The organism is Halobacteriovorax sp. HLS (assembly GCF_004006665.1).
Lineage (GTDB): Bacteria > Bdellovibrionota > Bacteriovoracia > Bacteriovoracales > Bacteriovoracaceae > Halobacteriovorax.
On the sequence record NZ_QOCL01000014.1, the window covers coordinates 619,733 to 641,437 of the forward strand.

The following is a 21,705-nucleotide window of genomic DNA, read 5'->3' on the forward strand; positions in this document are numbered from 1 at the left end:
TATGGCACAGGAAGCCTATAATGAAAAAAATATTGTTCAAGACCCATCAATAGAAGAGCTTGTAAAACTTGGTTATACACATATAGATGGATCAACGATTTCTACGAATATAGATGATGGAGATAGGAAAACTGAAAGAGATGTTATTCTTCATAAAGTATTGTCAGAGTCTATAAGAAGAATAAACCCTTGGATTACCGATGAAAATCAGGAAAAAGTTGTCAGAGAAATCAGTAACATTCAAAAGCCTACATTAATAGAAGCGAACGAGCTATTTTGGAAAATGCTTGTTCGCTATATTTCAGTTGATCAAGACCTAGGACAAGGTCGAAAAGGGCAAACTGTTAAGGTTGTTGATTTTGAGAATCTAAATAATAATGTTTTTCATGTGGTTGATGAGTTAGCAATCCGAGGTGATGGGCCACGTCCGATAAGAACGGATATATTACTTTATGTAAACGGAATACCCCTTGTAGTCATTGAGTGTAAATCACCAACAATCTCGGACCCGATAGATGAGGCGATAGATCAACTAAGGTATTATGCAAATACACGTGGATCAGCAGAGCCAGAAGGCGCTCAAAAGTTATTTTTTTATAATGCTATCATGATTGCTGACTGTCGAGATCATTGTTATCTGGGGACGATTACCAGCTCACCTAAATACTTTTTACCATGGAAGGATACTTTTCCTTATTATAAAAATGAACTTGGAAATGATCCTAAAGCTCAAAAAATTGTTAATCATTGTGTGTTAAGGCCAGAGGCTTTACTAGACATTATTCAAAATTTTACTGTTTTTGATCGAGAAGATGGAACAATCATTAAAAAGATTCCGCGCTATCAGCAATATCGTGCAGTAATGAAATCTGTTGATAGAGTTTTGACAGGCGAGGACCGTTTAGCTAAAGGTGGTGTGGTCTGGCATACTCAAGGTTCTGGAAAATCCTTAACAATGGTATTTCTTGCTCAAAAATTTAGATCACATAAAGAACTACAAAAATATAAGATGGTTTTTATCACTGATAGAACTTCACTTGATGATCAACTCTCAGGGACAATGGAGCGGTGTCAGGACGAAACAGTACTTAGAGCAAAATCGGTTAAAGACTTAAAAGAACTTCTGAAAAAGGATGCGAGTGATTTAATTACTGGTATGCTTCAGAAGTTTCAAGAAAATGATTTTGAAGAGATGCAAGAGTTAAATACATCGGATAAAATTTTAATTTTAGTTGATGAAGCACACCGTGGACAATTCAAATCTCTAGCTTCAAATATGAGAGTAGCACTTCCAAATGCTCCTATTATTGGATTCACAGGAACACCTCTTGTTAAAGATGATAAACAACGAAATATAATGGGGGAATACATAGATGTTTATACAATCGAACAGGCTGTTGGGGATGGGGCAACTGTTCAAATAATATATGAAGGACGAGAATCTAAAACGAAAGTAACTGGCGATAATTTAGAAACATTATTTGAAATGCATTTTTCAGATCGAACGCCTGAAGAACGTGATGCTATAGTAAAAAAATATGGCAGAGAGCAAGCTGTACTAGAGGCACCTTCTCGTATTGAAGAGATATGCAAAGATATTATTGAACACTATAATTCAAAAATTAAACCTGATGGTTTTAAGGCACAACTTGTTGTTGGTTCACGTCGAGCAGCCGTTCTATATCATCAAGCGATGAACAGATTAAAAGGCCCTGAGTCAGCAGTTATAATTTCTGGAAATCACAAGGATGATGCTTTTTATACTCCTTATACCGATAGTGTGAAGCAAAAAGAGCAAATTAGAAAATTTAAAGAACCATTAGATAAAGATACATTAAGCTTTCTAATTGTGAAAGATAAGCTGTTGACAGGATTTGATGCCCCTATTGAACAAGTTATGTATATAGATCGTAAGCTTAGAGAGCATAGTTTGTTGCAGGCAATTGCAAGGGTTAATCGAACAAGAAAAGGGAAACATTGCGGTTACATTGTAGATTATTATGGCCTCACTGATTACTTGGAAGATGCCTTGAGAATGTTTTCTAGTGAAGATATCCGAGGAGCACTAGTTCCTTTAAAAGAAGAGATTCCTAAGCTAGAAACTCGCCATCGTAGAGTATTGTCATATTTCAATGATACTGATTTGGCAGATATAGATGGATGTGTTTTACGATTAAAAGACGAGAAAATAAGGGCAGAGTTTGAAAGGGACTTTAAAAAGTTCTTATCAAGTATGAATATTATCTTGCCTGATCCATCTGCAAGTTCGTTTATTTCAGACATGAAAAAATTAGGTAAGATAAACCTATCTGCAAGAAATCGCTACAGAGTCCCTCAGTTAGGCATAAAAGATGCTGGTGAAAAAGTTCGAGAAATCATTGATCAGCATATAATTTCCGAAGGGGTTGATCCTAAAATTCCACCTGTTGAGTTATTTTCCTCAGACTTTGTAAAGTCATTAGATAATATTAAAGACCCAGAGTCTAAGGCTTGTGAGATCGAATTTGCAATTAGATCACATATTAGAAGTAATTTTGAAGACGATCCTGCTTATTACAGGAAGTTGAGTGAGAAATTAAAAGAAATCCTTGAAAAACGACGCGGTCATTGGGATGAGCTGCTTGAGTTGTTAAAAGAGTTAAGAAATGGAATTGAAACAGATCGAACGCAATTGGCAGATGATTTGGGGCTTAGTGAGTTGGAATTGCCATTTTATAATGCGCTTGAAGAATTGATTTTAAAAAAATATCCAGAAAAATCAGAAAATGTGAAATTAAAGGCAGAACTCGTTTCAATTACGACAAAGTTAGTACAGGTTCTACAAGATGCATCGAAAATTGTTGGTTTTATTGGTAAACCAGAAAAAGTAAAAAAGGCGAAAAGAGAGATTAAACATGCTTTGATGGCCGCTCAAGAGTTTAATGGTGAAGATCGACTTTTAATTACAAGGATCACTGAAGAATTTATGAATCTAGTGAAAAGGAAATTTACCAAGTGATAGAAGGCATTGAAACTAAAATAGAGAGAACGAAGAGAAGAAAAACTATTGGATTTGAAATCCAGCCGGGCAATATTGTTCGCATTTTGGTCCCTGTATCTATTGATGATAGTTATGTTGAAAAAATTTTAGAAAAGAAAGCCGTATGGATTCAGCAAAAGGTAGATGAGGCAAACAAAATCTTAATTACACAACGTAAGAGAGAATTTGTTGCTGGGGAATCATTCCCGCTTTTGGGTAAAGAGTATAGGTTAAAGGTTTCAAAAGGTATCAATGCCCCTGCCATTATTCAGGGAAATTCTTTAATCGTTTCGATTCCAAAAAGAATAGAAACTGAAGATATTGAAGTTGTGATTAAGTCTCAATTAAAAGCTTTTTACAAAGCTCAGGCATTAATTAAATTTGAAGAAATGATTAACCGTTTTTCCATGAATCTTGGGGTTCGTCCTGCTGCTTTCGACATTAGAGATTATAAAAACTCTTGGGGGGTATGCACTTCAAAAGGAGAGGTTTTTATTAATTGGTGCTTGGTTATGGCTCCAATCTCTGTAATAAATTATGTTATTGTTCATGAGTTATGTCATTTAGTATACCCAAATCACTCTAAAAGTTTTTGGAATTTAGTGGCATCACAAATTAACGATATTGAAGAAAGCAAAAGATGGTTAAAATATAATCAATTAAGTTTGGGGTTTTAGAAAGGATATGCTGAACAAATTTAACTTAAATTATTTATTTAACTCTTCACTTCGCGAAGTTCCTGACGATGTCCAAGGCATGAAGAATTATATTTCAAGACAAGTGAATGGGCTTGAGAAAATCCTAGAACCAATAGCTCGCGTTAAGGTACTTGGAGAAATTGGAAGTTATTCTAGAATGCTTGAAAACTTGAATCAAGCAGAAGAATTTTTAAATGAAGCTATGGCCCTGATTGATAAGCATGATTTGGGGATAAAATATTGGGTGCAAAATGGAATTCGCTTGGCCCACATATATCAATGGCAGGGTCGTTACGACATTGCCGAAGAGATGTTTTATGATCTTGAAGAAATGTGCGAGTTAAAAAGGGAAGTTTCCGACTACTTGCATTTTGTAATCCAACATATTGGTAAATTTAACTTCCAAATTTGTTCTTTTGAAGTGGCTTTGGAATGTTTTGAAGAAGCTTTGGCGATAAGAGAAAAACTAGGAGATCAGTCTTTAATTGATAGTTCAAAATATGCAATTGCGATGACTAAGGTGGCGATTGAAGAGGAGGAGGACAATCTTATTGATTTTCCAGACAAAAGAAATTTTGAAAGTAGTGATATAAAGTCTGCATCAGATTTCACTAGTATGGTAAAACAGCACTTTGAAGGTGGGGAATTCTCATCTATTGATGAAATGAATGCCGAGCTTGGGGCCATTACAGCTAATCAAAACAGTATGGGACTTGGCCCTTTTTTAGGTTTATCTCCTAATGATATGCAGGGTGTTTTATATTCACCCTTTAGCTTAGAAAATCATATTTTTAAATTTGAGAGTAAAGACATTAATGAGATCAAAGGTGTGCCTTTTATTGCTCAAGCCATTTATTTTATGAGTAAGATTAAAGCAGACGGTTTTATTAAGGCCACTCAAAAGGGAAACTTATCAAAAGCTTTTGTTCTTGAAATCTATCATGAGTATTTTTCTAAGGAGAAATATGCTCGTCTACCAAATAAGGAAGATGATCTACCCCAGTTAACAAGACTGAAACATATTTTAGATATGTCAGGGCTAATAAAAAAGCGAAGTGGTAAATTTTCATTAACTAAAAAGGGTGAAAAGATCACTGAGAAAGAAAACTACCTAGAGTTATTTAAAATATTGGTGGGGACTCTCTTTAATGATTGGAATTGGGGATATAGTGACGGTTATTCAGACCTCACTCTGATTCAGCAAAGTGCCATTTTTAATATACATCTACTTAATAAGAAGGCTCATGACTGGACTTTGGATAAGGAGCTTGGGAAATATTATCTTGAAGCTTTCCCGATGTTAGTTAATGAGGTCGAGGCCAGTTACTTCGGCCCTGAAGAAGAAATTGTTAATTCTTTTTGCACTCGGTTTTTGAGCCGTATTTGTCTTCCTTTAGGATTTCTTGAGGCTAAAGAAGAGGGCAAGGGCTTCGACAGAAAAGAATTTTATCGGGTGACTCCACTTTTCAAGAAAATATTAAAATTTAATCTATAATTATTAAGGATGGTGTTATGCCGAGCGGATTTTCTCATATTATTTTAGCAAGAACTTTAGATGAAGAGAATGAAGACGTTTTGAACTCCGATTTGGTAATGTTCTTATCGGCAGGATTAAATTATTTCCAAGTAGGGGCATTAGGCCCTGACCTACCTTATTCGCAGCAACCTAACATTCTAAATTCTGAACAGACAGTTGCTGACAAATATCATTGGCACGATTCAACTCAAATAGTTTCAAAAGCAATGGATGAAATTAGAGGTGAGAAAAATGAAGAAGTGAAAGATAAACTTTTTTGTTTTTTCTTAGGGTTCATGTCCCATATTGTTGCAGATGGAATTATTCACCCATTTATAAGAGATAAGGTGGGCAATTATAAAGGTAATGAAAAAGAACATAGAGTATTAGAAATGAAGCTTGATTCATTATTTTTTCATGCAATAACGCGAGATGATTTAAACAGTTCCGAAGCTCAAGATGGTATTAGCAATATATTAGAAGAAGGAATTGATGAAGTGGCCATCATGTTATCTAGATTAACAAATGAAGCATATAAAACCTCAATAACTCCAAATGACATAGCGCAATGGATAGAATGGATGGAAGGTATTTTTAGTTTCGCAGCAAATAATGGTGACAATTTTTATGCAAACTTTCCGGGGTTAAAAGATTATTTGTTTCCTCCATTCAAAAAACTATTAGCAGAAAAAAATAAATTAGCATTACTTACTAATAAAAATGTCAAAGGAAGGCCTGAGAGCTTCTTGGGTCGAGATGTCCATTTCTTCAAGGATTGTTTACCAAAATATTATGAAGTCTTTGGAAAAATTTCTCTTCGATTGTTTGAATATGTTTATAATAATGGGCCTCGACCAAATTTAATACCTATCAATTTAGATACAGGAAGAAGTTTAGAGAACGGTTCTGACGGCAATAATTTGGATATGCCTGCGGCGTATTGGGAGTACATATGAAAATTGCAATACTTTTCTTAATAGCGTTATTTTTAAGTTCGTGTACAGCTCTTCCACTTAAGGAAGATTCTAAGAAAGCTTTTAGAGAGGAGTTCACTACAATAAATAAAAGGCTTGCAGGAAAATTATGGAAAGGTAAATATGAGAGGAATCTATCAACTCTTACCAGTGATGACTATCTTATTCAATTACGTGCAGAATTACTTGGAGGAGAAGAAACTCTTAAGCTTGTTTTAGATGAAGGTAATCCCCGGGTTGCACTTAAGGGAGTTAATAGAGACTTTTATGTTTGCCTAAGGTCTGTTAAAGCTGATGTTTATTCATGCGATCAGGCGATACCCTACGGAGTTGAAATTCAATCGGTTAGTCAGCAGAAGTCATTATCTGAAGCATTGTTAGAATTTGTTGACTCGAAATAAAAAAATAGTGATTAAATGAACAAAGTATATTTTCTAAAATGAAGATGATCAAAATGGAAGAATATTTAAAGGAAAGTGAATTTGCAATTAATGCTATACTCGCGGCTATTTGGCATGAACACGCAGAGTTGGAGTCTATAAAAGTCGAAATGTCTCAACTTTTTAAGGTGAATTGGGAAAGTCAGGGCGTTGTTTTTCCTGATAATCTCAGTACCGGAAAGATTGTGGTGACAGGTAAGCGACCCGTTACATTTTATTCTCAGGAAGAAGAATTACTTTATGATAAAAGAGATGAAGCGAGAGATTTCGAGTATAGAATCATTGCAAGACAATTTTCAGTTGATGCACTATCAGGGACACTTCTTCAATTTGCAAAGCAAGGTATCAGTGTTGTACATAATGGTGTTAAATCTTGTCCTGACGGTAGACGTTTAGGCTCGCAATCACTTAAGACAATTATTTGGGAAGGGAGAAACCAATCTCTTCACTGGGAGGGGGAGACTCACAAACCAGTTAGAATGTGTTTTAAGAATCTTGTTAGAGAGTTTGGGCTTCAATTTGCTCATTATAATGCAAAAAATCTTGGCTTTGCGGTAATAAATTTTCTTAATTGGAGAAAATTCTCAGACTTTGAAGCAGATATGCTCTCTTTAAAATAATTTATTATTTAGAACAACAACCCTACTGTTTAGCTTTTAATACCCGTTAAAACTTTTATTAAATATTTCCATTCCTCCTCGGGTAAAATATCAATTAGTGGTTTCATGTATTTCCAGTGGCAATCTTCATATGGTCGATGACTTCCACAGGGGCAATTCCATCCTCTTGGAGGAGTTCTGTAAGGATAAGCAATTAGTAATTGTTTTAGTTTTTGTATAGAAGAAATATTAAGGCGTTCAAAATAAAATTGAACAACACCAACATCCCCATGCAACCATTCCCCGAAAGGCCATTCACCTGTTCGGTTAAAATAAGCTTGGGAAAAGAAAAATTGCTTTACAGCACCGGATAGAAGCACATCTATACCTGTGCCCAAAGGCCATTGCTCCCATCTTTCAGGAGGAGCAAATAAACAGCATGTATTATCATAATTGATATGCCTGTCAGGGATTCTCGGTATTTTCCCCTCAAGCTCGTAAACCAAAGGGACTGATTTCGGATAGTCGTCAGGTATTTCAATTTTTATGGAGTATTTTGTAATCAGCTTGGACTCACCAAAAACCGGCCAGAGTCCTCTTATAATATTTTTCCCATTCTCTAAATTTAATTCGAGAAAAGGAAAGGCTGCCAGTTCGTTTTTAAAACTGGCATATAATTGTGAATCCTCTTTCCACCATTTCATACTTTTGCGTGGGGCCTTGCTGGTTTACTGAATGATGGAATCGCAGTGTTCATATCTGAAACTTGGACGCGAATACTTTCGTTGCTATCGGAGTTCGATTTTTTAAGAGATGTTGGAAAAGATTCTCCAAATTGCTCTGAAAGAATTAAAGCAGCATCTTCGTCGTCTAAATTTTTGGCTTTTTTAAGATCAGTGAGCAAATTTCCATAGCGTTTAATTAGTTTTTCCATCGCAGCGTCATTAATTTTTGCATAAATATCTTCATACTCAGGAGTAGGTTTTTTTATTGATACTCTATAACTTTTTGACTCTACATACTCCGCGACGGAAATGAGAGCCTCAATGTCTGAAGGTAAATTTTCATTGTCAAACTTTGGTGATTTAAGGCTTTCGATAACAAGTAAAAGAGTAGCAAGACCAGAGGGCTTATCATCAGATTCGTTAGGAATCGCTTCATCGTTCCACCTTTTAAGAAATCGAGTGACTCTTTGAAGTTGGTCCGATCCAGATGAGTCCTTTGTATCCTTAAATGATTCTCTTGCATCTGATATGAATTTTTTTAAATCTTTTGGCGCAGTATTTTTCCAACTATTATCTTTGAAAGCAAGTTGATAGTCTTCGATATCTTGGCTATTAGAATGTCTCGCATAAACAACAAGGTCTACATGATAACCTTTGGCATAACGAACTCGAATACAGGGGCCACGATCTTCTACATTTTTAGTATGACCATTAATAGCTTCATAAACCCATTTTCTTACTTCTGCTGCCTTATAGTCATTTGATAAAATATTGAAGTCTAGTCCTACGTCAATATCGTATTCCTCATCATTTAAGGGCTTTATACCGACTCCATAAATGTAACTTCCTTGGTTTAAGGGAGTAGGTACTGGATGACCATCAGATTTCAGAGATGCTTTAATTTTATCAACGATGATGTCGCGCTTCTCTCGAAGCTCTTCTGTTTCAACTTTTATTTCTTTATGAAATTTAGTGAAATAACTTTGAATACTCATTTATCCTCCGAATGAAATTTAGGTATATTTTTAAAAATTTGTTCTAATGTTTTATAATCTCCATCTTGTCGAGTCGCTTTCCCATAAATCTCTAGTCCATCGGAATGACCAAGTTGTATTAGAGTGGAGCAAGCTTTTTGGCTGGCATTATCGAGCGATAGTAAATTTGCTTGTTCAGCGGATGGTGAAGATTGATCAAGTCTAATAATTTTTATTTTCTTACCGAGTTTTGATAAGCTACTAGCTAGAAAATTGGCAATAAAAAGGCTTCCACTTGCTTGAGCATCCATGGATAACTCTAAAGCCTTTAACCCGAAGCTCCAATCAACAATTCCACGATTGGCTTCTTTTGGAATTAGAGAACTTCCACTTGGGGGAGGGCACGTTCCTATAGATATAATTTGAATTTCTTGATCCGGTTCTGCAATAGATAATGCCTCAACAAGTGTTATTAAGATGGGATTATTGGCCCAAAGACCGCCATCAACAAAATGCGATAATTCACCATCTGTTAATGGGTCCGGTACACCCGCGATTGGAAGAATTATTGGTGCTGCTGAGGTTGCAAGGCATATATCTCTTAATAGGCGTTGGTCGTCAGCACTTTTTTCAGGGTCATGAGATGTTTTGAATACCCTTGGTTTATGGGTGGCAATATTAACACTGGCCACACATAAAGGTATTTTTCTTCTGTTAAAGAGTTCTCCAATCGTTTCGGTTTTGAATATATTTGTTAATGCAGAAGATAGGTTTTCATTGCCATTAGCTGGCTTACTAAGATTCCCTAAACCCCACATGATCTTTTTAAATTTTGTTTGAGGAATAGGATTAGAGAAAATTGTTGGCCCCTGATCTTTATAAAGTTTAATGACTTCTTTAACCGGAACTCCTGATGCAATTGCTGTAGCGAGAATTGCCCCAGTACTTGTACCACTGATTAAGTCGAACCCTTTTCCTATATCCAATGCTGAACCATTACCAAATCTTTCAGAAAGAGAATTGAGAACCGCTGCTGTGTACAGACCTCTCATTCCCCCACCATCTAAAGATAGTGCTCTAAATGGTTTATGTTGCTTGCCCTCTGATACCATAATCTCTCCGTGAACTAAGTGTTAACAGAATGATAACGTCATGAGTGGTCCTATGTCAACCATACTGTTAAGTAAAACTATCCTTTCTGTTAAGTGCATGATATAACAACCTATAACTAGGGGATTTTATGAGAAGTATGAAGAAAGATGAAATCGCTCAACGCGTAGCGGATAGAATCAAGAGTATTAGAGAAAATTTAGGACTCACTCAGGCTCGTCTAGCATCTGATGCTGGAATAACTCCGGCGGCAATTTCACAAATAGAGGCAGCTGAACGTGTTCCATCTACTCCAGTTTTAAGAAGATTGGCCTCGGTGTTAAGGGTATCAACGGACTATCTTCTTGGTAATTCAGATGATTCTGAGCTAAGCGATCTTCTCCAAGATGAAAATATTCAATCTTTTTTTAGAGACTATAAAAATCTTAGTCCCGAAGATCAAAATCAAATGAAATCAATTGTTGAAATATTGAAGGCGAAGAAAAAATCATGAGTATTGATAAGGATGTTAAATACTTGCTTGAAGACTTTGGACTATATCAAGTTCCGGTTGACCCGGTTAAAGTTGCTGAAGCTCTCGGTGTTGTATACGTCGAGAAAAAGCACGAAGGATTTGAAGGCACACTTGTTGTCATGGGAAACGATGCTGTAATTAGTGTGAATTCAAATATGAAAGATGAAGGAAGAAAGGCTTTTACTTGTGCTCACGAACTTGGACATTATCAATATGATATAAATTCTCAAAAGAGTTTTCAATGTACCCGTGAAGATACAACTTTCGAGGCATCAAAAAATAAATTAGCTCCGATGGAAATACGTGCCAATGAATTTGCATCTGAATTGCTTATGCCACGAGAATTCTTTTTGAAAGAGATTGGTCAAAAAGAACCATCATGGGAACTGATTAAGGACTTATCTAAAAAATTTGGAGCGTCTTTGCAGGCTACGGCAAGTAGATATGTTAAATTATCGTCTCACACATGCTGGTTAGTTGTAACCAAGAATAGCAAGCTTCATCGTTACACCAAGGCTGAGTATAATGACTTTCATATCAATTTGGACTCAACTCTGAGATCAATAAAAGGGGTTCAGGGGTGGCAAGAGTCTTCAGCACATCTTTGGTTGTATGACCACTGGAAAATAAGAAATAAACAACTATTGTATTGGCAACTTGGTGAAAACCAATATGGAGATAATCTTGTCTTGCTTTGGGATGAAGGCAATAGTCTTTTAGAAGATTCTTTTGAACTAAGTGAAGATGATCAAAATGATTCAGGTGAGTTTGGGGCTATGTATTGGGGAAAAAAATAGTTTATTCATTTTTTTTTTGAAAAATGGTTCTAGAATTTTTTCCGTCGAATAAAACAAAGAATAGTTCGCCCAGAAGCATTTAAAGCAGGAATAAGGAGCTAATTCTTATTGGAAGGTAATGTTTTGCAGGAAGTTAATCCAGAATATATTAAACGAATTGACCGGGTTATTAATTACATAGGTGACAATCTTGATCAATCACTTAGTATTAAAGAGCTGGCCAAAATAGCCTGTCTTTCAGAGTTTCATTTTCATCGTATTTTCGGGGCGATTAAGGGAGAAACCTTAAATAGTTTTAGTAATCGACTAAGATTAGAAAAAGCAGCTCGATTATTGCGTGATTCTACTCAAAGTATTGTCGATATCTCATTAGAGTGTGGATTTTCTTCTTCTTCAACATTTTCAAGATCATTTAAGAATAATTATGAGAATTCTCCAAATGATTATCGAAAGACAGGAAAATTTAAAAATAGCAAGATTTGCAAAGAATTATTCCCAGAACATGAGTACATTATTCCTATGACAATTGAAGAAAAAGAAAAACTTTTTCCGGTAGAGATTAGAAAATTGCCTGAGTGGAATACTGCGTACATTAGAGTTTCCAACTCCTATGAAGGAGACAGAGTTCTTAAAGCTTTTTCTAAGATCATAGATTGGGCAAAAAAGTCAGGTGTTTTTCATAATGGAATCTTGTTTGGTATGTCACTCAACGACCCTACCATCACGCCAAAAAATCTTTGCACTTATGAAGTTGGATTTGCTTGTGAAGGAGACTTTGAAAATAATAATGAATTATCAGTAACAAGAATCCCTTCTCGAAGCTATGCAGTAACTAAGGTTAATGGTGATATAAAACTTGTTGCAACAGCATGGGAATATCTTTTTCGTAACTGGTTAATTCAAAGTAAGTATGAACCAGAACATGCACCTGCATTTGAAATATTTTTAAATAAAGAAAAGGCATTAGATTGGTCTAACTTTAAGTTAGAGCTATGTCTACCAGTGAAACTTATTAATTAAAAGAATGGAGGAAGAATGAAATTGGGAGCATTTTCAGTTAGTTTGAGTGTTAAAGACCTAGAGGCCTCAAAAGTATTCTATGAAAGACTAGGGTTTGAAGTATTTCATGGTGATGCGACTCAAAACTGGTTAATTATGAGAAATGACAAAGTGACCATAGGATTATTTCAGGGAATGTTTGAAAAAAATATTCTAACATTTAACCCCGGGTGGAATGAAAACGCGAGTAAGCTGGACTCGTTTACTGATGTGCGTGAAATTCAAAAATCATTAATCTCCCATGGATTGTCATTGGAGAGCAAGGTTGAAGAAGATAGTTCCGGGCCAGGGAGTTTTACTTTAGAAGACCCTGATGGAAATATGATAATGTTTGATCAGCATGTATAGAAAGTATACTTTTACAAAGCATTAAATATATTAACTTGATAAATAAAGAGATGATTATTTTTTAGTCGTTATCTTTTTTGAAAACTGCTCTAACGATGGAAGTCCCTTTTGAACTTTTATAAGAGCCTCTCTCTTAACTTTGTTATTAATAATATGGAGTGATCCTGAGCCAAGGATTACAGAAAAAATTATTGCAAGAAATATTTCAATTATTGCACGCATGATTACACCTTCCTTTTTTGTTTTCGTTTAATGATTTCTTTGACTGTGGATGGGTGCCATGACCCACCACGTTTTGTTGGAATATTTTTGTTATTTAAATATTTTGAGATTTGAGAGAAATTTTGTCCTTGATCTAGTAAGGCCATCATCTTTTCAATGATCTTTTGTTCACCTTTATGAACAACTCGCGTATTCCCAATGAGCTTCTCACCATAAGAGAGGATAGGTGCTTTTCTGCTTGCTTTTGCAATTCCAAGTGATCGGAGAGCATCGCTTATTGAAGTGCGAGACCAATTAGTTTTTTTGTGAATTTCATAGCTAGAAAGATCGTTTTCTAGGTACAGCTTCCGCAAAAGTCCGCTGTTTTGAATAGGCTTATTGAAGAAATGAGTAATGATAATAGGAACATACGGTTCAGCGTTACAGAGTTCGTCTAGCGGTTCAGATCGTCCACCATTGATAGTGGCGAACAGCTGGACGAACTTTGTTACTGTAAATGATTAATAATACAGGAAAAAGAAAAGTTCGTTTAGCAATTCACCACTATGAGCAGTATGACTTAGTCGAACTTTTCTCGAATTAATTAGAAAGGGCCTTGGAAATTTCACTTCTAAATTGAGTGTGGCAAGCAACGCAATTATTCATAATGACCTTATGTCTTTTTAGAATATTGTCCATATCTCTTTTCTTAGCAAACTCTACGATTTCCATGGCCGAATCATGAACTTTAGAATCAAAGGATTTAAACTTAGGCATTCTTATATTGAGAGTTTTGATTACTGTAGGTAATTGAGATTTAGGCTTTGGATGATTTGCCACTTTATAGGCGGCTTTTTCGATGATTTTAAAATCTTCATAAAAAATGCCTCGATTTAGTTCATCCATTGATTCCCCCAGCCCTTGCATGACGCTTTTGAGTGTAGGGGCCTTATCAGAGGCGAATGCAGATAAGGTAAGTAATATTAATAGGATAGATGGTTTTACTAGCTTCATATAATCTCCAATTTTAATTGTTGAATTAATTACTATACAGTCGTATAATTATACAGGTGTGTAATAAAGTCAATAAGGAAAAAAGATGTCTAGAAAATCTACCCATACGGACAAAAAGCTCTTTGACCAAGGACGGAAGCTCTTAATCAAAAAAGGAGCATCTCAATTAAGTGTTCGAGAGGTCTGTGATAAGGCAGGAGTAAATCTTGGTATGTTTAACTACCATTTTGGTAGCAAAGATAAGTTCATCGAAAAAATTTTACTAGATATTTATGAGAGCTTCTTGGCAGACTTTGAGCTGGTCGAATCAGATACAAAACTTGATACTCTTGAGCTTCAATTAACATTAATGGCCAGATTTGCCCGAGATAATAGACATTTAATTTTAGTTCTACTTAATGATGTATTAAATGGAGAAAAGGCAGTTCAAAAATTTGCTAAGTCTAAAATGAGAAAGCATTTTATGATTTTAGCAAAAACGCTTAAATCTTGTCAGAAATCGGGTGAGATCATTGATGCTCCAATACCTCTATTACTTACTCAGATTGCAGGCAGCATTGGACTGTCTAATCTTATACCTGAAGTTTTAAGCCATTTAGGAATAAATAAGGTCTTTGATTTAGGCCTTAAGGCAGTCACTAATAAGCTCATTACAGATGAAGCCATTGAGCTAAGAGTGAAAATTGTAATTCAAGGAATCAAGAAGGTGGATAAATGAAAAATATAACCCTTTATTTTATAAAAAGACCAATATTGGTAAATTTTATTCTGGCACTCAACTTTATTATTGGTGGGTATTTTATTTATAAGGTTCCAAAAGAAGCTTTTCCTGGGGTTTCAATGAATCAGATTGTCATTGTAACTAAATACCCCGGAGCGTCGGCTAAAGACGTAGAGTTAAACGTCACTGCGAAGCTAGAAGAGAAGATCGCTGAAATTGGTAACATTAAAGAGTCTCGTTCAAGTTCAATTGAAAGCGTATCTAGGGTTACTATATTTGCTGATGATGATCTAAATGAACTTCAATTTAAAGACCTATTATCTGATGTTCAAACCGAAGTTGATAAGATTGATGATTTCCCTTCTGATATAGAGGGACAGCCTATTATTACCAGTGTTACAACAGAAGATCGTCCAATTATGGAGGTCGCTTTTTCTGGAGACTATGACCACTTAAAAAAGACTTTGCATGAGATTGAAAATGATCTTCGGAAGGTTTCAGGTGTTTCCAATGTAACACTAGTGGGACTTCCTGATGAGGAAATCCACATAGAGGTAGATGCTCAGAAGGCCCAAGATAAAGAAATTGATCTTAATTCAATATACTTTGCAATAAATACGAGAAACCAAGTTGGAACAGGTGGGACACTTGAGTCATTTCTGTCTCAGAAAAAGGTCGTATCTTTCAATAAATATGAAAAGGCGGAAGACGTTTTAAATACTGTTATAAGAATGTCACCTGATGGTCAGGGAGTATATTTAAGTGATGTAGCTGAAATCAATTATCGCCCAAAAGATGAAAAGCTTATTGTTCGTAACAATGGAAGTCGTGGGGCTTCTATCTTAGTGGCAATTAGAAGTGGCGTAGACCAGTTAAAGGTATCTGACAAAATAAAAGACTTATTGAAAAACTATACTCTTCCTAATGGAGTGTCTTATAAGTTAAATAATGACGTATCTGACAATGCCAGAAGTAAGTTCTCCTTACTTAAAAATAATGGATTGATAGGATTTACCCTTGTTTTGATTTTACTGCTTTACTTCCTAGGTGGAAAACCAGCATTTTGGACTGCATTCGGAATTCCATTTACTGTCTTTGGTAGCATGATTATGTTCGTGCCTATGGGAATGACTCTTAACTCCGTTTCGATGGGAGCTTTTGTAATCGTTCTCGGTATGATCGTTGATGATGCCATGGTAATTAGTGAACGATTTGATGTAAACGTTGAAAAAGGACAAACACCTGAGGAAGCGGCAGCTAATGCTGTTGGGAGGCTATGGCGCCCTGTACTGGCAGCATCACTTACAACGATAACTGCTTTTATGCCTTTGTTATCTTTAGGAGGTCTACCGGGGAAATTTATTTGGCAAATGCCTGTTGTTGTAATGATGGCATTGTTTGTTTCTCTGATAGATTGTTATCTTCTGCTTCCAGCTCACTTAGCACATGGAGCAAGTAAGCGAGGCCAGTACAAAAAAAGTAAAATTGTCCTGATGTGGGAAAGCCTCTATGAAAGATTACTAAGTAAATTGATTGATTATCGTTATTTTGTGACTCTTGGCTTTGCTTTAATTCTTGGGCTTAGTGTATTTGTTGGTGCCACTAAAGTAAGAAAAGATTCATTCCCACAAGAAGCTTCGGAAGGGTTTACTATTAAGGCCACTCTCAAAAAAGGCTATGCTCCTGAAAAAGTGGAAGAGATTATAAGTGGACTAGAGAAGAGCATTCAAAGTCTTAAGGAGAATGAACTCGTCGGATATACTACGAGAATTGGTACCCATAGTTTAAGCTCACTAACTAGCTTAGGAACCGAGGAAAATCTGGTTGCCTTTATAGTGTATTTAACTCCTTTTAGCGAAAGGGATAAAACGGCACAGGGTATCGTCGATCAATTGAGAGACAAACATTTAAACTCATACAGGGAAAGAGGATATGAATTAGAGTTCGATCTTTTGCGAATTGGGCCTCCACTTGGTGAGCCTTTTGAAATAATTGTTTCTTCAAATAACAATGAAAACAGAGGAAGTTCCTCCTTAAAAGTGGCTAATTTCTTGAAAACAATCAGTGGCGTATCAGATGTAAAAGATGATCAAATCCAAGGTAAGGACGAGATTAATCTAAAACTTAACTATAAGAAGGTCGCTCAAGCAGGGTTAACACCTGTAGATATTATAAGGACTTTAAGAATAGCTTTCGACGGCCAAATCGTTACAGATTACTCATCAATAAATGATTCCTATGATTTTAGATTAAGGTTGAATAAGAAATCACGGGGAGATTTTGATTTTATTTCAAATCTCCCAATCGCAAATAAGCGTGGTCAGCTCATAAAGCTTAATACCATGATCGAGTATGAACAAAGAGAATCATTTGCTGAAATTAAGCATTTTAATGGACTGCGCTCGACATCTATTACGGGCAATATAAATACACAACAAATTACAGCAGTAGAAATGCTTAAGCAGTTCAAAGAAGGTTTTGTTAAAGACAAAAATGTTAAATATACAATTAGTGGTCGCCCAGTTGAAGAAGAAAAAATATTTTCAGGATTGAAAATTGCTGCTCTATTAGCAGTAGTAGGGATTTATTTTATTCTAAGCCTAATGTTTGATTCTTATGCAAAGCCATTTCTTATATTAACAGTTATCCCATTTGGTGTTGTCGGAATATTTTTATCATTCTTTGCACACGGATTACCGATATCCATGTTTGCTGGAATTGGGCTAATTGGATTATCAGGAATTGTTGTGAACGATTCAATTGTACTGGTGGATCACATAAGTCAATTATTGAAAGAAAATGGAAAATTCTCAAAAGAGGTGCTTATCCAAGGTGCTAAAGAAAGACTTCGCCCGATTTCCCTGACTACTGTGAGTACCATGTTGGCCGTAGCGCCAACAGCTTACGCCATTGGTGGATATGATCCACTTTTATCGCCTCTTTCACTCGCAATTCTTTATGGGCTGTTATTTGGTACCACTGTTGTTCTTATTTTTATGCCAAATATGTATGTAATAGGTAATGACCTTGGAAAGGTCTTGAATAAATTTAAGGGAAAACAAAATGCAACTCACTTATCTATTTTATTAATCCCTTTGTTGATTGGATTAAATGTTAATGAGGCAAAAGCGCAAGAAAAAGTAAATATTCGCAAGATAGTAGAGCTTGTTGAAAATACTAATGAATACAAGATTCAGAACGAATCAATTAAACAAGCAGAGCTTGGAGTCGACAGTGTTGATGGCCTACTGGATTCTAAGTTAACATCTAAGCTTTTTAAATACTCATCAGTGAATTATCCAAACCCTCCTATATCTCTTGATTCAGAAAGAGAAGGATATGGCTTAAGTGTGGATTATGAGAAAATGACTTCTTTTGGTGTAAAATTAGGATTAGGAGTCGGTCTTGAGGACAAACAACTTGGGACAGTGCCAACAAATAATCAGTTTAGTCTTGATGCTATGGATACAGTATATAGGGCCACATTTGCAGTACCTCTTTGGAGAAACTTTGGAAGTGAAGAGTACCATCTTAATAAAGGTACAGCGGTTACTAAAAGAAAATCACAAACTCTACAAAGTAAGTCATCTAAAGATAAACAAGTTGTTGAGGCCATAAAATACTTTTGGACTATTGTGAAGCTTGAAGAAGAAAAAGCTATTGCACAAGAATCACTTAAACGTTTTAAGGCCATTCATAAACTTAACGTAACGAAAAGAAAATCTGGCATTATCAGTAAGGCCGAGTTTTTAACCTCAGAAGTTGAGATTACAAATAGGGAAAAATTTCTAAAGGATTTGGAGTCCAGAATTAGAACTGAGAAACTGAATTTACAAAGCATTCTAGAATTAGAATCTGTAATTGATATTGAAGCCAATAAGATGGCAGCTTCTGATCATTTTAAAAATGCTACAGGGCCATCTGCTTTGAGTCTTGTTGAGTCAGGTCTAACTTATAAGCAGATGCAAAGTAATACTGAACTCTTTAATGAACTGGTTGCTCTGGAGAATGAAAAGGCAAAATCTAATGTTGATTTTTTTGTCTCTCTAAAGAGTTTTGGTCGAGGTGATGATCTGAGCAATTCCATTAGTGAGAATACACAAGACAAGCATGAGGTGTACGCTGGCATAACTTGGGATTTTGACTTGGGAACTAAGCGAAATGATTCGGCTGTAGCAAGTTCTATGAGCCGCAAAAGACAGGCTGAGTATCGAAGAGACAAGACCAAGTTTCAGCTTGTTAAGGTCGTAGAGACTTTAAAAGAAAAAGTTACTTCTAACCAAGAGCAGATCGTCTATCTCGAAAAGATGAAGAAACAACAATTTAATATTTTAAAAGCGGAGAATAAGAGGTTTAAAAATGGTCGAATTACAACGCTCGATTATGTAAAGTTGCAAGAAGCTTATGACAGAAGTTCCTTGCAGGTTATTTCCCTTAAATATTTAAATGAATTAACGGCCTTAAACTTGTATTTTACAGTGGGAAAGATGGATGAATATTTAAAAACTTACTTGGAGTTATAAATGAAAGAATTACCAAAAAATGTAACTGTATATAAACGTACTCCTGACTTTAATGAAGAGACAGTTCCTGCTGGATTACTAAAGGCCCATACGACTAAAGAGGGTTCGTGGGGAAAGATTTGTGTCACCAAAGGTAAGCTCTTATATACAATTGAAGCAGAGCCACTGGAATCTATCGAATTGACTCCTGAGATATTTGGAGTTGTTGAGCCTCAGGTTCCCCATCATGTTGAACTATTGGGAGAAGCTGAATTTCATGTGGAGTTTTTAAAATGAATATTAGTAAGGAAAAGATTTTGGCTGTGGTTTTGGGCCTACTTGCAATTGGATTTGGGATTATGACGATAAAATCCGGGGGATTTGCTCTCTTTGGAGGTGAAGCAGGGAAAGGGTTTGCTGGTAAGTATGTTCCATTTGTACTCTGGTTTAATTTTATTGCAGGATTTTTATATGTAATATCTGGCATTGGAATTATTTTGAGAGCTAAATGGGCAATTAAACTATCAACGGCTTTGGCAACATTAACAATCATAGTATTTATTGCTTTTGGGATTCATATCTTTTTGGGCAAAGCATATGAAATGAGAACAGTTGGCGCTATGACCGTTCGTTCTGTTTTTTGGATATTCATATCATTTTTACTAATGAAAAGAGAATCTAATAGAAAGAGTGTTATCTCACTCTAATTAATACCTAGGGTAAGAAGATACTTACCCTAGGAGATACTCTTAATCATCAATTTCTGACTTTACGACTTCTGCTGTAACTGGATTAAAGTAGACTTCAACTTTTTCTCCTTTTGGGTTTTGACCGTATATTTCATAACAAGTTCCGGGCTGTTTGAATTTACGGATTTTGTATCCTTTTTTTATCATTTGCGCTTTAAAATCTGACTCATTCATCCACTTGCTCTTCGGTTCTGAGGTGCAGTTTTTCTTTGCGTAAACTTGTGGGGCCAGTGTTAGCATTGATACGATTAAAATAAGCTTTGTTTTCATTGTATTCTCCTGTTAACTGATTTTTTCTTCATGTATTCACTATGGGGCTTATTTAGATATTTCATAATGGGCAAATGACCTAAATCCTCGAAAATTCGCAGTATAAGTCATTCGCCCCATGTATTTTCTATCGAAATATTCGATTCTATGAGTGTTAAGAAGGAGACTTTCATGGAAAACATAAAAGTTTACGATTTACCAGTCAGAATATTTCATTGGTTGTTTGCGTTGCTATTTGTGATGTCATTTTCAATTGCCAAGATTATTGACGATGATTCAACGCTATACGCTTACCATATGTTGTCAGGGATACTAATGGTCTTCATGGTATTTCTTAGAGTTGTCTGGGGATTTGTTGGATCAAAAACATCAAAATTTAGGTCTTTTAAGTTAAAACCTTCGGAGTTGATTGCTTATGTGGGCTCCATAGTTTCTAGTGCTCCCAAGAGATATTTAGGGCATAATCCAGCTTCAAGTTATGCGGCAGCTCTAATGATGGTCTTTACGGTGGGAATAGGGTTCTCCGGCTTAATGATGAGCTTAAGAATTTATAAGCATTTTTTTGAAGAAGTACATGAGTTGTTGGCCAATGGTTTTTTAGTTCTTGTTCTTTTGCATATTGCAGGTGTTCTTCTACACCAGTTAAAGCATAAAGATGGGATGATCTTTAGTATGCTTACTGGGAAAAAAGCTAAAATAGTTGATGAAAGTGAGATAAAATCAAATCACCCGATAGTGGCTCTTGTTTTTGTAGTTTTTCTTATGGGGATGGGGAGCTATTTACTTAAGAGTTTTGATGGGAATACTGGGAAGTTGAATGTACTTGGAACTCAACTTCAGCTAGGTGAAAATGAGCATGATGATCATAAAGGTAAACGAAGCAATTTTTCAGAAGATGATGAAGACGATCATGATGAAGACGAAGACGAAGACGAAGACGATGATTAGGAAAGTTCAATGAATAGAAGAGAAAGACTCATAATTTCTAGTATATTGCTACTTATCAGTCTTATGACGGTAATTGACCTTCTGACTGACCTTGGGGAGGGAGTAGTGTGGTGGCATGTTGCCATTGAGGGAAGTGTCGCTATTATTGCTCTCGTGGGAGTTTATTTTCTTGTTAAGGGTACATTTACGCTAAGAAAGTCGTTAATTAAAGAAAGAGAGCTATCTGCAAAATTAATGGAAGAATCTTCCCACTGGAAAGAAAGCTCTAAAAAGTTTCTCGATGGTCTGAGTAAGTCCATTGATTTACAGCTTGATAAATGGGAACTGACTAAGTCTGAAAAGGAAGTTGCATTTTTATTGATTAAAGGATTTAGCTTAAAAGAGATTGCAGAGTATAGGTCAACGGCAGAGAAGACTACGAGAGCACAGGCAACTTCAATTTATGCAAAGTCTGGCCTGTCTGGTCGATCGCAGCTATCAGCTTTTTTTCTTGAAGACTTATTAATTCCCCAAACTGAAAAATAGGC

The 21,705-nt window shown here is 35.7% G+C and carries 23 protein-coding genes; 16 read left to right on the top strand and 7 right to left on the bottom strand.

Features of this window, described 5'->3' with window-relative positions; all coding sequences use genetic code 11:
* Position 1: 1 nt before the first annotated feature.
* From DPQ89_RS17045 to DPQ89_RS17070, 6 genes are read left to right on the top strand one after another with little or no spacing between them, the layout of a single operon-like run.
* Positions 2-2,998 carry a type I restriction endonuclease subunit R gene (locus DPQ89_RS17045; protein WP_127718239.1) on the top strand — a complete coding sequence of 999 codons (2,997 nt, stop codon included), beginning with the start codon at positions 2-4 and terminating at the stop codon, positions 2,996-2,998.
* On the top strand, positions 2,995-3,696 hold the full coding sequence (locus tag DPQ89_RS17050; protein ID WP_164848498.1) for a M48 family metallopeptidase: 702 nt from the start codon (positions 2,995-2,997) through the stop codon (positions 3,694-3,696). The genes DPQ89_RS17045 and DPQ89_RS17050 overlap by 4 nt, the downstream gene beginning before the upstream one ends.
* Before the next feature lie 7 nt (positions 3,697-3,703).
* Positions 3,704-5,212 (top strand): tetratricopeptide repeat protein, encoded by a 1,509-nt coding sequence (locus tag DPQ89_RS17055; protein WP_127718241.1) that lies wholly within the window; start codon positions 3,704-3,706, stop codon positions 5,210-5,212.
* A gap of 17 nt (positions 5,213-5,229) precedes the next feature.
* A complete protein-coding gene (locus DPQ89_RS17060; RefSeq protein ID WP_127718242.1) occupies positions 5,230-6,189 on the top strand; it encodes a zinc dependent phospholipase C family protein in 960 nt (319 codons plus the stop codon).
* Positions 6,186-6,608: a hypothetical protein gene (locus DPQ89_RS17065; protein ID WP_127718243.1), complete on the top strand. Its 423-nt coding sequence runs from the start codon at positions 6,186-6,188 to the stop codon at positions 6,606-6,608. Before DPQ89_RS17060 ends, DPQ89_RS17065 begins: the two co-directional genes overlap by 4 nt.
* A 38-nt stretch (positions 6,609-6,646) precedes the next feature.
* On the top strand, positions 6,647-7,267 hold the full coding sequence (locus DPQ89_RS17070) for a hypothetical protein (protein WP_127718244.1): 621 nt from the start codon (positions 6,647-6,649) through the stop codon (positions 7,265-7,267).
* A 29-nt stretch (positions 7,268-7,296) separates the two neighbouring features.
* Here DPQ89_RS17070 and DPQ89_RS17075 read toward each other — a convergent pair whose 3' ends face one another.
* Genes DPQ89_RS17075 through DPQ89_RS17085 form a run of 3 tightly spaced genes read right to left on the bottom strand, consistent with a single transcriptional unit; the run spans position 7,297 to position 10,057 of the window.
* Positions 7,297-7,950 (bottom strand): hypothetical protein, encoded by a 654-nt coding sequence (locus DPQ89_RS17075; RefSeq protein WP_127718245.1) that lies wholly within the window; start codon positions 7,948-7,950, stop codon positions 7,297-7,299.
* On the bottom strand, positions 7,947-8,966 hold the full coding sequence (locus DPQ89_RS17080) for a nucleotidyltransferase (protein WP_127718246.1): 1,020 nt from the start codon (positions 8,964-8,966) through the stop codon (positions 7,947-7,949). The genes DPQ89_RS17075 and DPQ89_RS17080 overlap by 4 nt, the downstream gene beginning before the upstream one ends.
* The gene (locus tag DPQ89_RS17085; protein ID WP_127718247.1) at positions 8,963-10,057 is read right to left on the bottom strand and encodes a CBASS cGAMP-activated phospholipase; all 1,095 of its coding nucleotides are present in this window, start codon (positions 10,055-10,057) and stop codon (positions 8,963-8,965) included. The genes DPQ89_RS17080 and DPQ89_RS17085 overlap by 4 nt, the downstream gene beginning before the upstream one ends.
* A 128-nt stretch (positions 10,058-10,185) precedes the next feature.
* Between DPQ89_RS17085 and DPQ89_RS17090 the strand changes: the two genes are divergently transcribed.
* The 4 genes from DPQ89_RS17090 (at position 10,186) to DPQ89_RS17105 (ending at position 12,773) form a co-directional block, all read left to right on the top strand.
* On the top strand, positions 10,186-10,548 hold the full coding sequence (locus tag DPQ89_RS17090; protein ID WP_127718248.1) for a helix-turn-helix domain-containing protein: 363 nt from the start codon (positions 10,186-10,188) through the stop codon (positions 10,546-10,548).
* On the top strand, positions 10,545-11,366 hold the full coding sequence (locus tag DPQ89_RS17095; RefSeq protein WP_127718249.1) for an ImmA/IrrE family metallo-endopeptidase: 822 nt from the start codon (positions 10,545-10,547) through the stop codon (positions 11,364-11,366). The genes DPQ89_RS17090 and DPQ89_RS17095 overlap by 4 nt, the downstream gene beginning before the upstream one ends.
* A 108-nt stretch (positions 11,367-11,474) precedes the next feature.
* The gene (locus DPQ89_RS17100) at positions 11,475-12,386 is read left to right on the top strand and encodes a GyrI-like domain-containing protein (RefSeq protein WP_127718250.1); all 912 of its coding nucleotides are present in this window, start codon (positions 11,475-11,477) and stop codon (positions 12,384-12,386) included.
* 15 nt (positions 12,387-12,401) lie between these two features.
* A complete protein-coding gene (locus DPQ89_RS17105; RefSeq protein WP_127718251.1) occupies positions 12,402-12,773 on the top strand; it encodes a VOC family protein in 372 nt (123 codons plus the stop codon).
* Between the two features lie 54 nt (positions 12,774-12,827).
* On the opposite strand, the gene DPQ89_RS18560 is transcribed toward DPQ89_RS17105, so the two are convergent.
* The 3 genes from DPQ89_RS18560 to DPQ89_RS17115 all read right to left on the bottom strand — a co-directional run bounded on the left by DPQ89_RS18560 (position 12,828) and on the right by DPQ89_RS17115 (position 13,988).
* A complete protein-coding gene (locus tag DPQ89_RS18560) occupies positions 12,828-12,995 on the bottom strand; it encodes a hypothetical protein (RefSeq protein ID WP_164848500.1) in 168 nt (55 codons plus the stop codon).
* Between the two features lie 2 nt (positions 12,996-12,997).
* Complete coding sequence (locus tag DPQ89_RS17110; protein ID WP_127718252.1) at positions 12,998-13,348, bottom strand: recombinase family protein; 351 nt, start codon at positions 13,346-13,348, stop codon at positions 12,998-13,000.
* A gap of 226 nt (positions 13,349-13,574) precedes the next feature.
* Positions 13,575-13,988: a cytochrome c gene (locus DPQ89_RS17115; protein WP_127718253.1), complete on the bottom strand. Its 414-nt coding sequence runs from the start codon at positions 13,986-13,988 to the stop codon at positions 13,575-13,577.
* An 85-nt stretch (positions 13,989-14,073) separates the two neighbouring features.
* On the opposite strand from DPQ89_RS17115, the gene DPQ89_RS17120 reads away from it, so the two are divergent.
* Genes DPQ89_RS17120 through DPQ89_RS17135 form a run of 4 tightly spaced genes read left to right on the top strand, consistent with a single transcriptional unit; the run spans position 14,074 to position 19,918 of the window.
* Complete coding sequence (locus tag DPQ89_RS17120) at positions 14,074-14,706, top strand: TetR/AcrR family transcriptional regulator (RefSeq protein ID WP_127718254.1); 633 nt, start codon at positions 14,074-14,076, stop codon at positions 14,704-14,706.
* The gene (locus DPQ89_RS17125; RefSeq protein WP_127718255.1) at positions 14,703-19,232 is read left to right on the top strand and encodes an efflux RND transporter permease subunit; all 4,530 of its coding nucleotides are present in this window, start codon (positions 14,703-14,705) and stop codon (positions 19,230-19,232) included. Before DPQ89_RS17120 ends, DPQ89_RS17125 begins: the two co-directional genes overlap by 4 nt.
* Positions 19,233-19,508, top strand: a complete 276-nt coding sequence (locus tag DPQ89_RS17130) for a DUF1971 domain-containing protein (RefSeq protein ID WP_127718256.1) — start codon at positions 19,233-19,235, stop codon at positions 19,506-19,508.
* Positions 19,505-19,918: a hypothetical protein gene (locus DPQ89_RS17135; RefSeq protein WP_127718257.1), complete on the top strand. Its 414-nt coding sequence runs from the start codon at positions 19,505-19,507 to the stop codon at positions 19,916-19,918. Before DPQ89_RS17130 ends, DPQ89_RS17135 begins: the two co-directional genes overlap by 4 nt.
* 42 nt (positions 19,919-19,960) lie before the next feature.
* On the opposite strand, the gene DPQ89_RS17140 is transcribed toward DPQ89_RS17135, so the two are convergent.
* Complete coding sequence (locus DPQ89_RS17140) at positions 19,961-20,230, bottom strand: PepSY domain-containing protein (RefSeq protein ID WP_127718258.1); 270 nt, start codon at positions 20,228-20,230, stop codon at positions 19,961-19,963.
* Between the two features lie 171 nt (positions 20,231-20,401).
* Between DPQ89_RS17140 and DPQ89_RS17145 the strand changes: the two genes are divergently transcribed.
* A complete protein-coding gene (locus tag DPQ89_RS17145; RefSeq protein WP_164848501.1) occupies positions 20,402-21,178 on the top strand; it encodes a cytochrome b/b6 domain-containing protein in 777 nt (258 codons plus the stop codon).
* 9 nt (positions 21,179-21,187) lie between these two features.
* Positions 21,188-21,703 carry a LuxR C-terminal-related transcriptional regulator gene (locus DPQ89_RS17150; protein ID WP_127718260.1) on the top strand — a complete coding sequence of 172 codons (516 nt, stop codon included), beginning with the start codon at positions 21,188-21,190 and terminating at the stop codon, positions 21,701-21,703.
* The last annotated feature ends 2 nt before the right edge of the window (positions 21,704-21,705 follow it).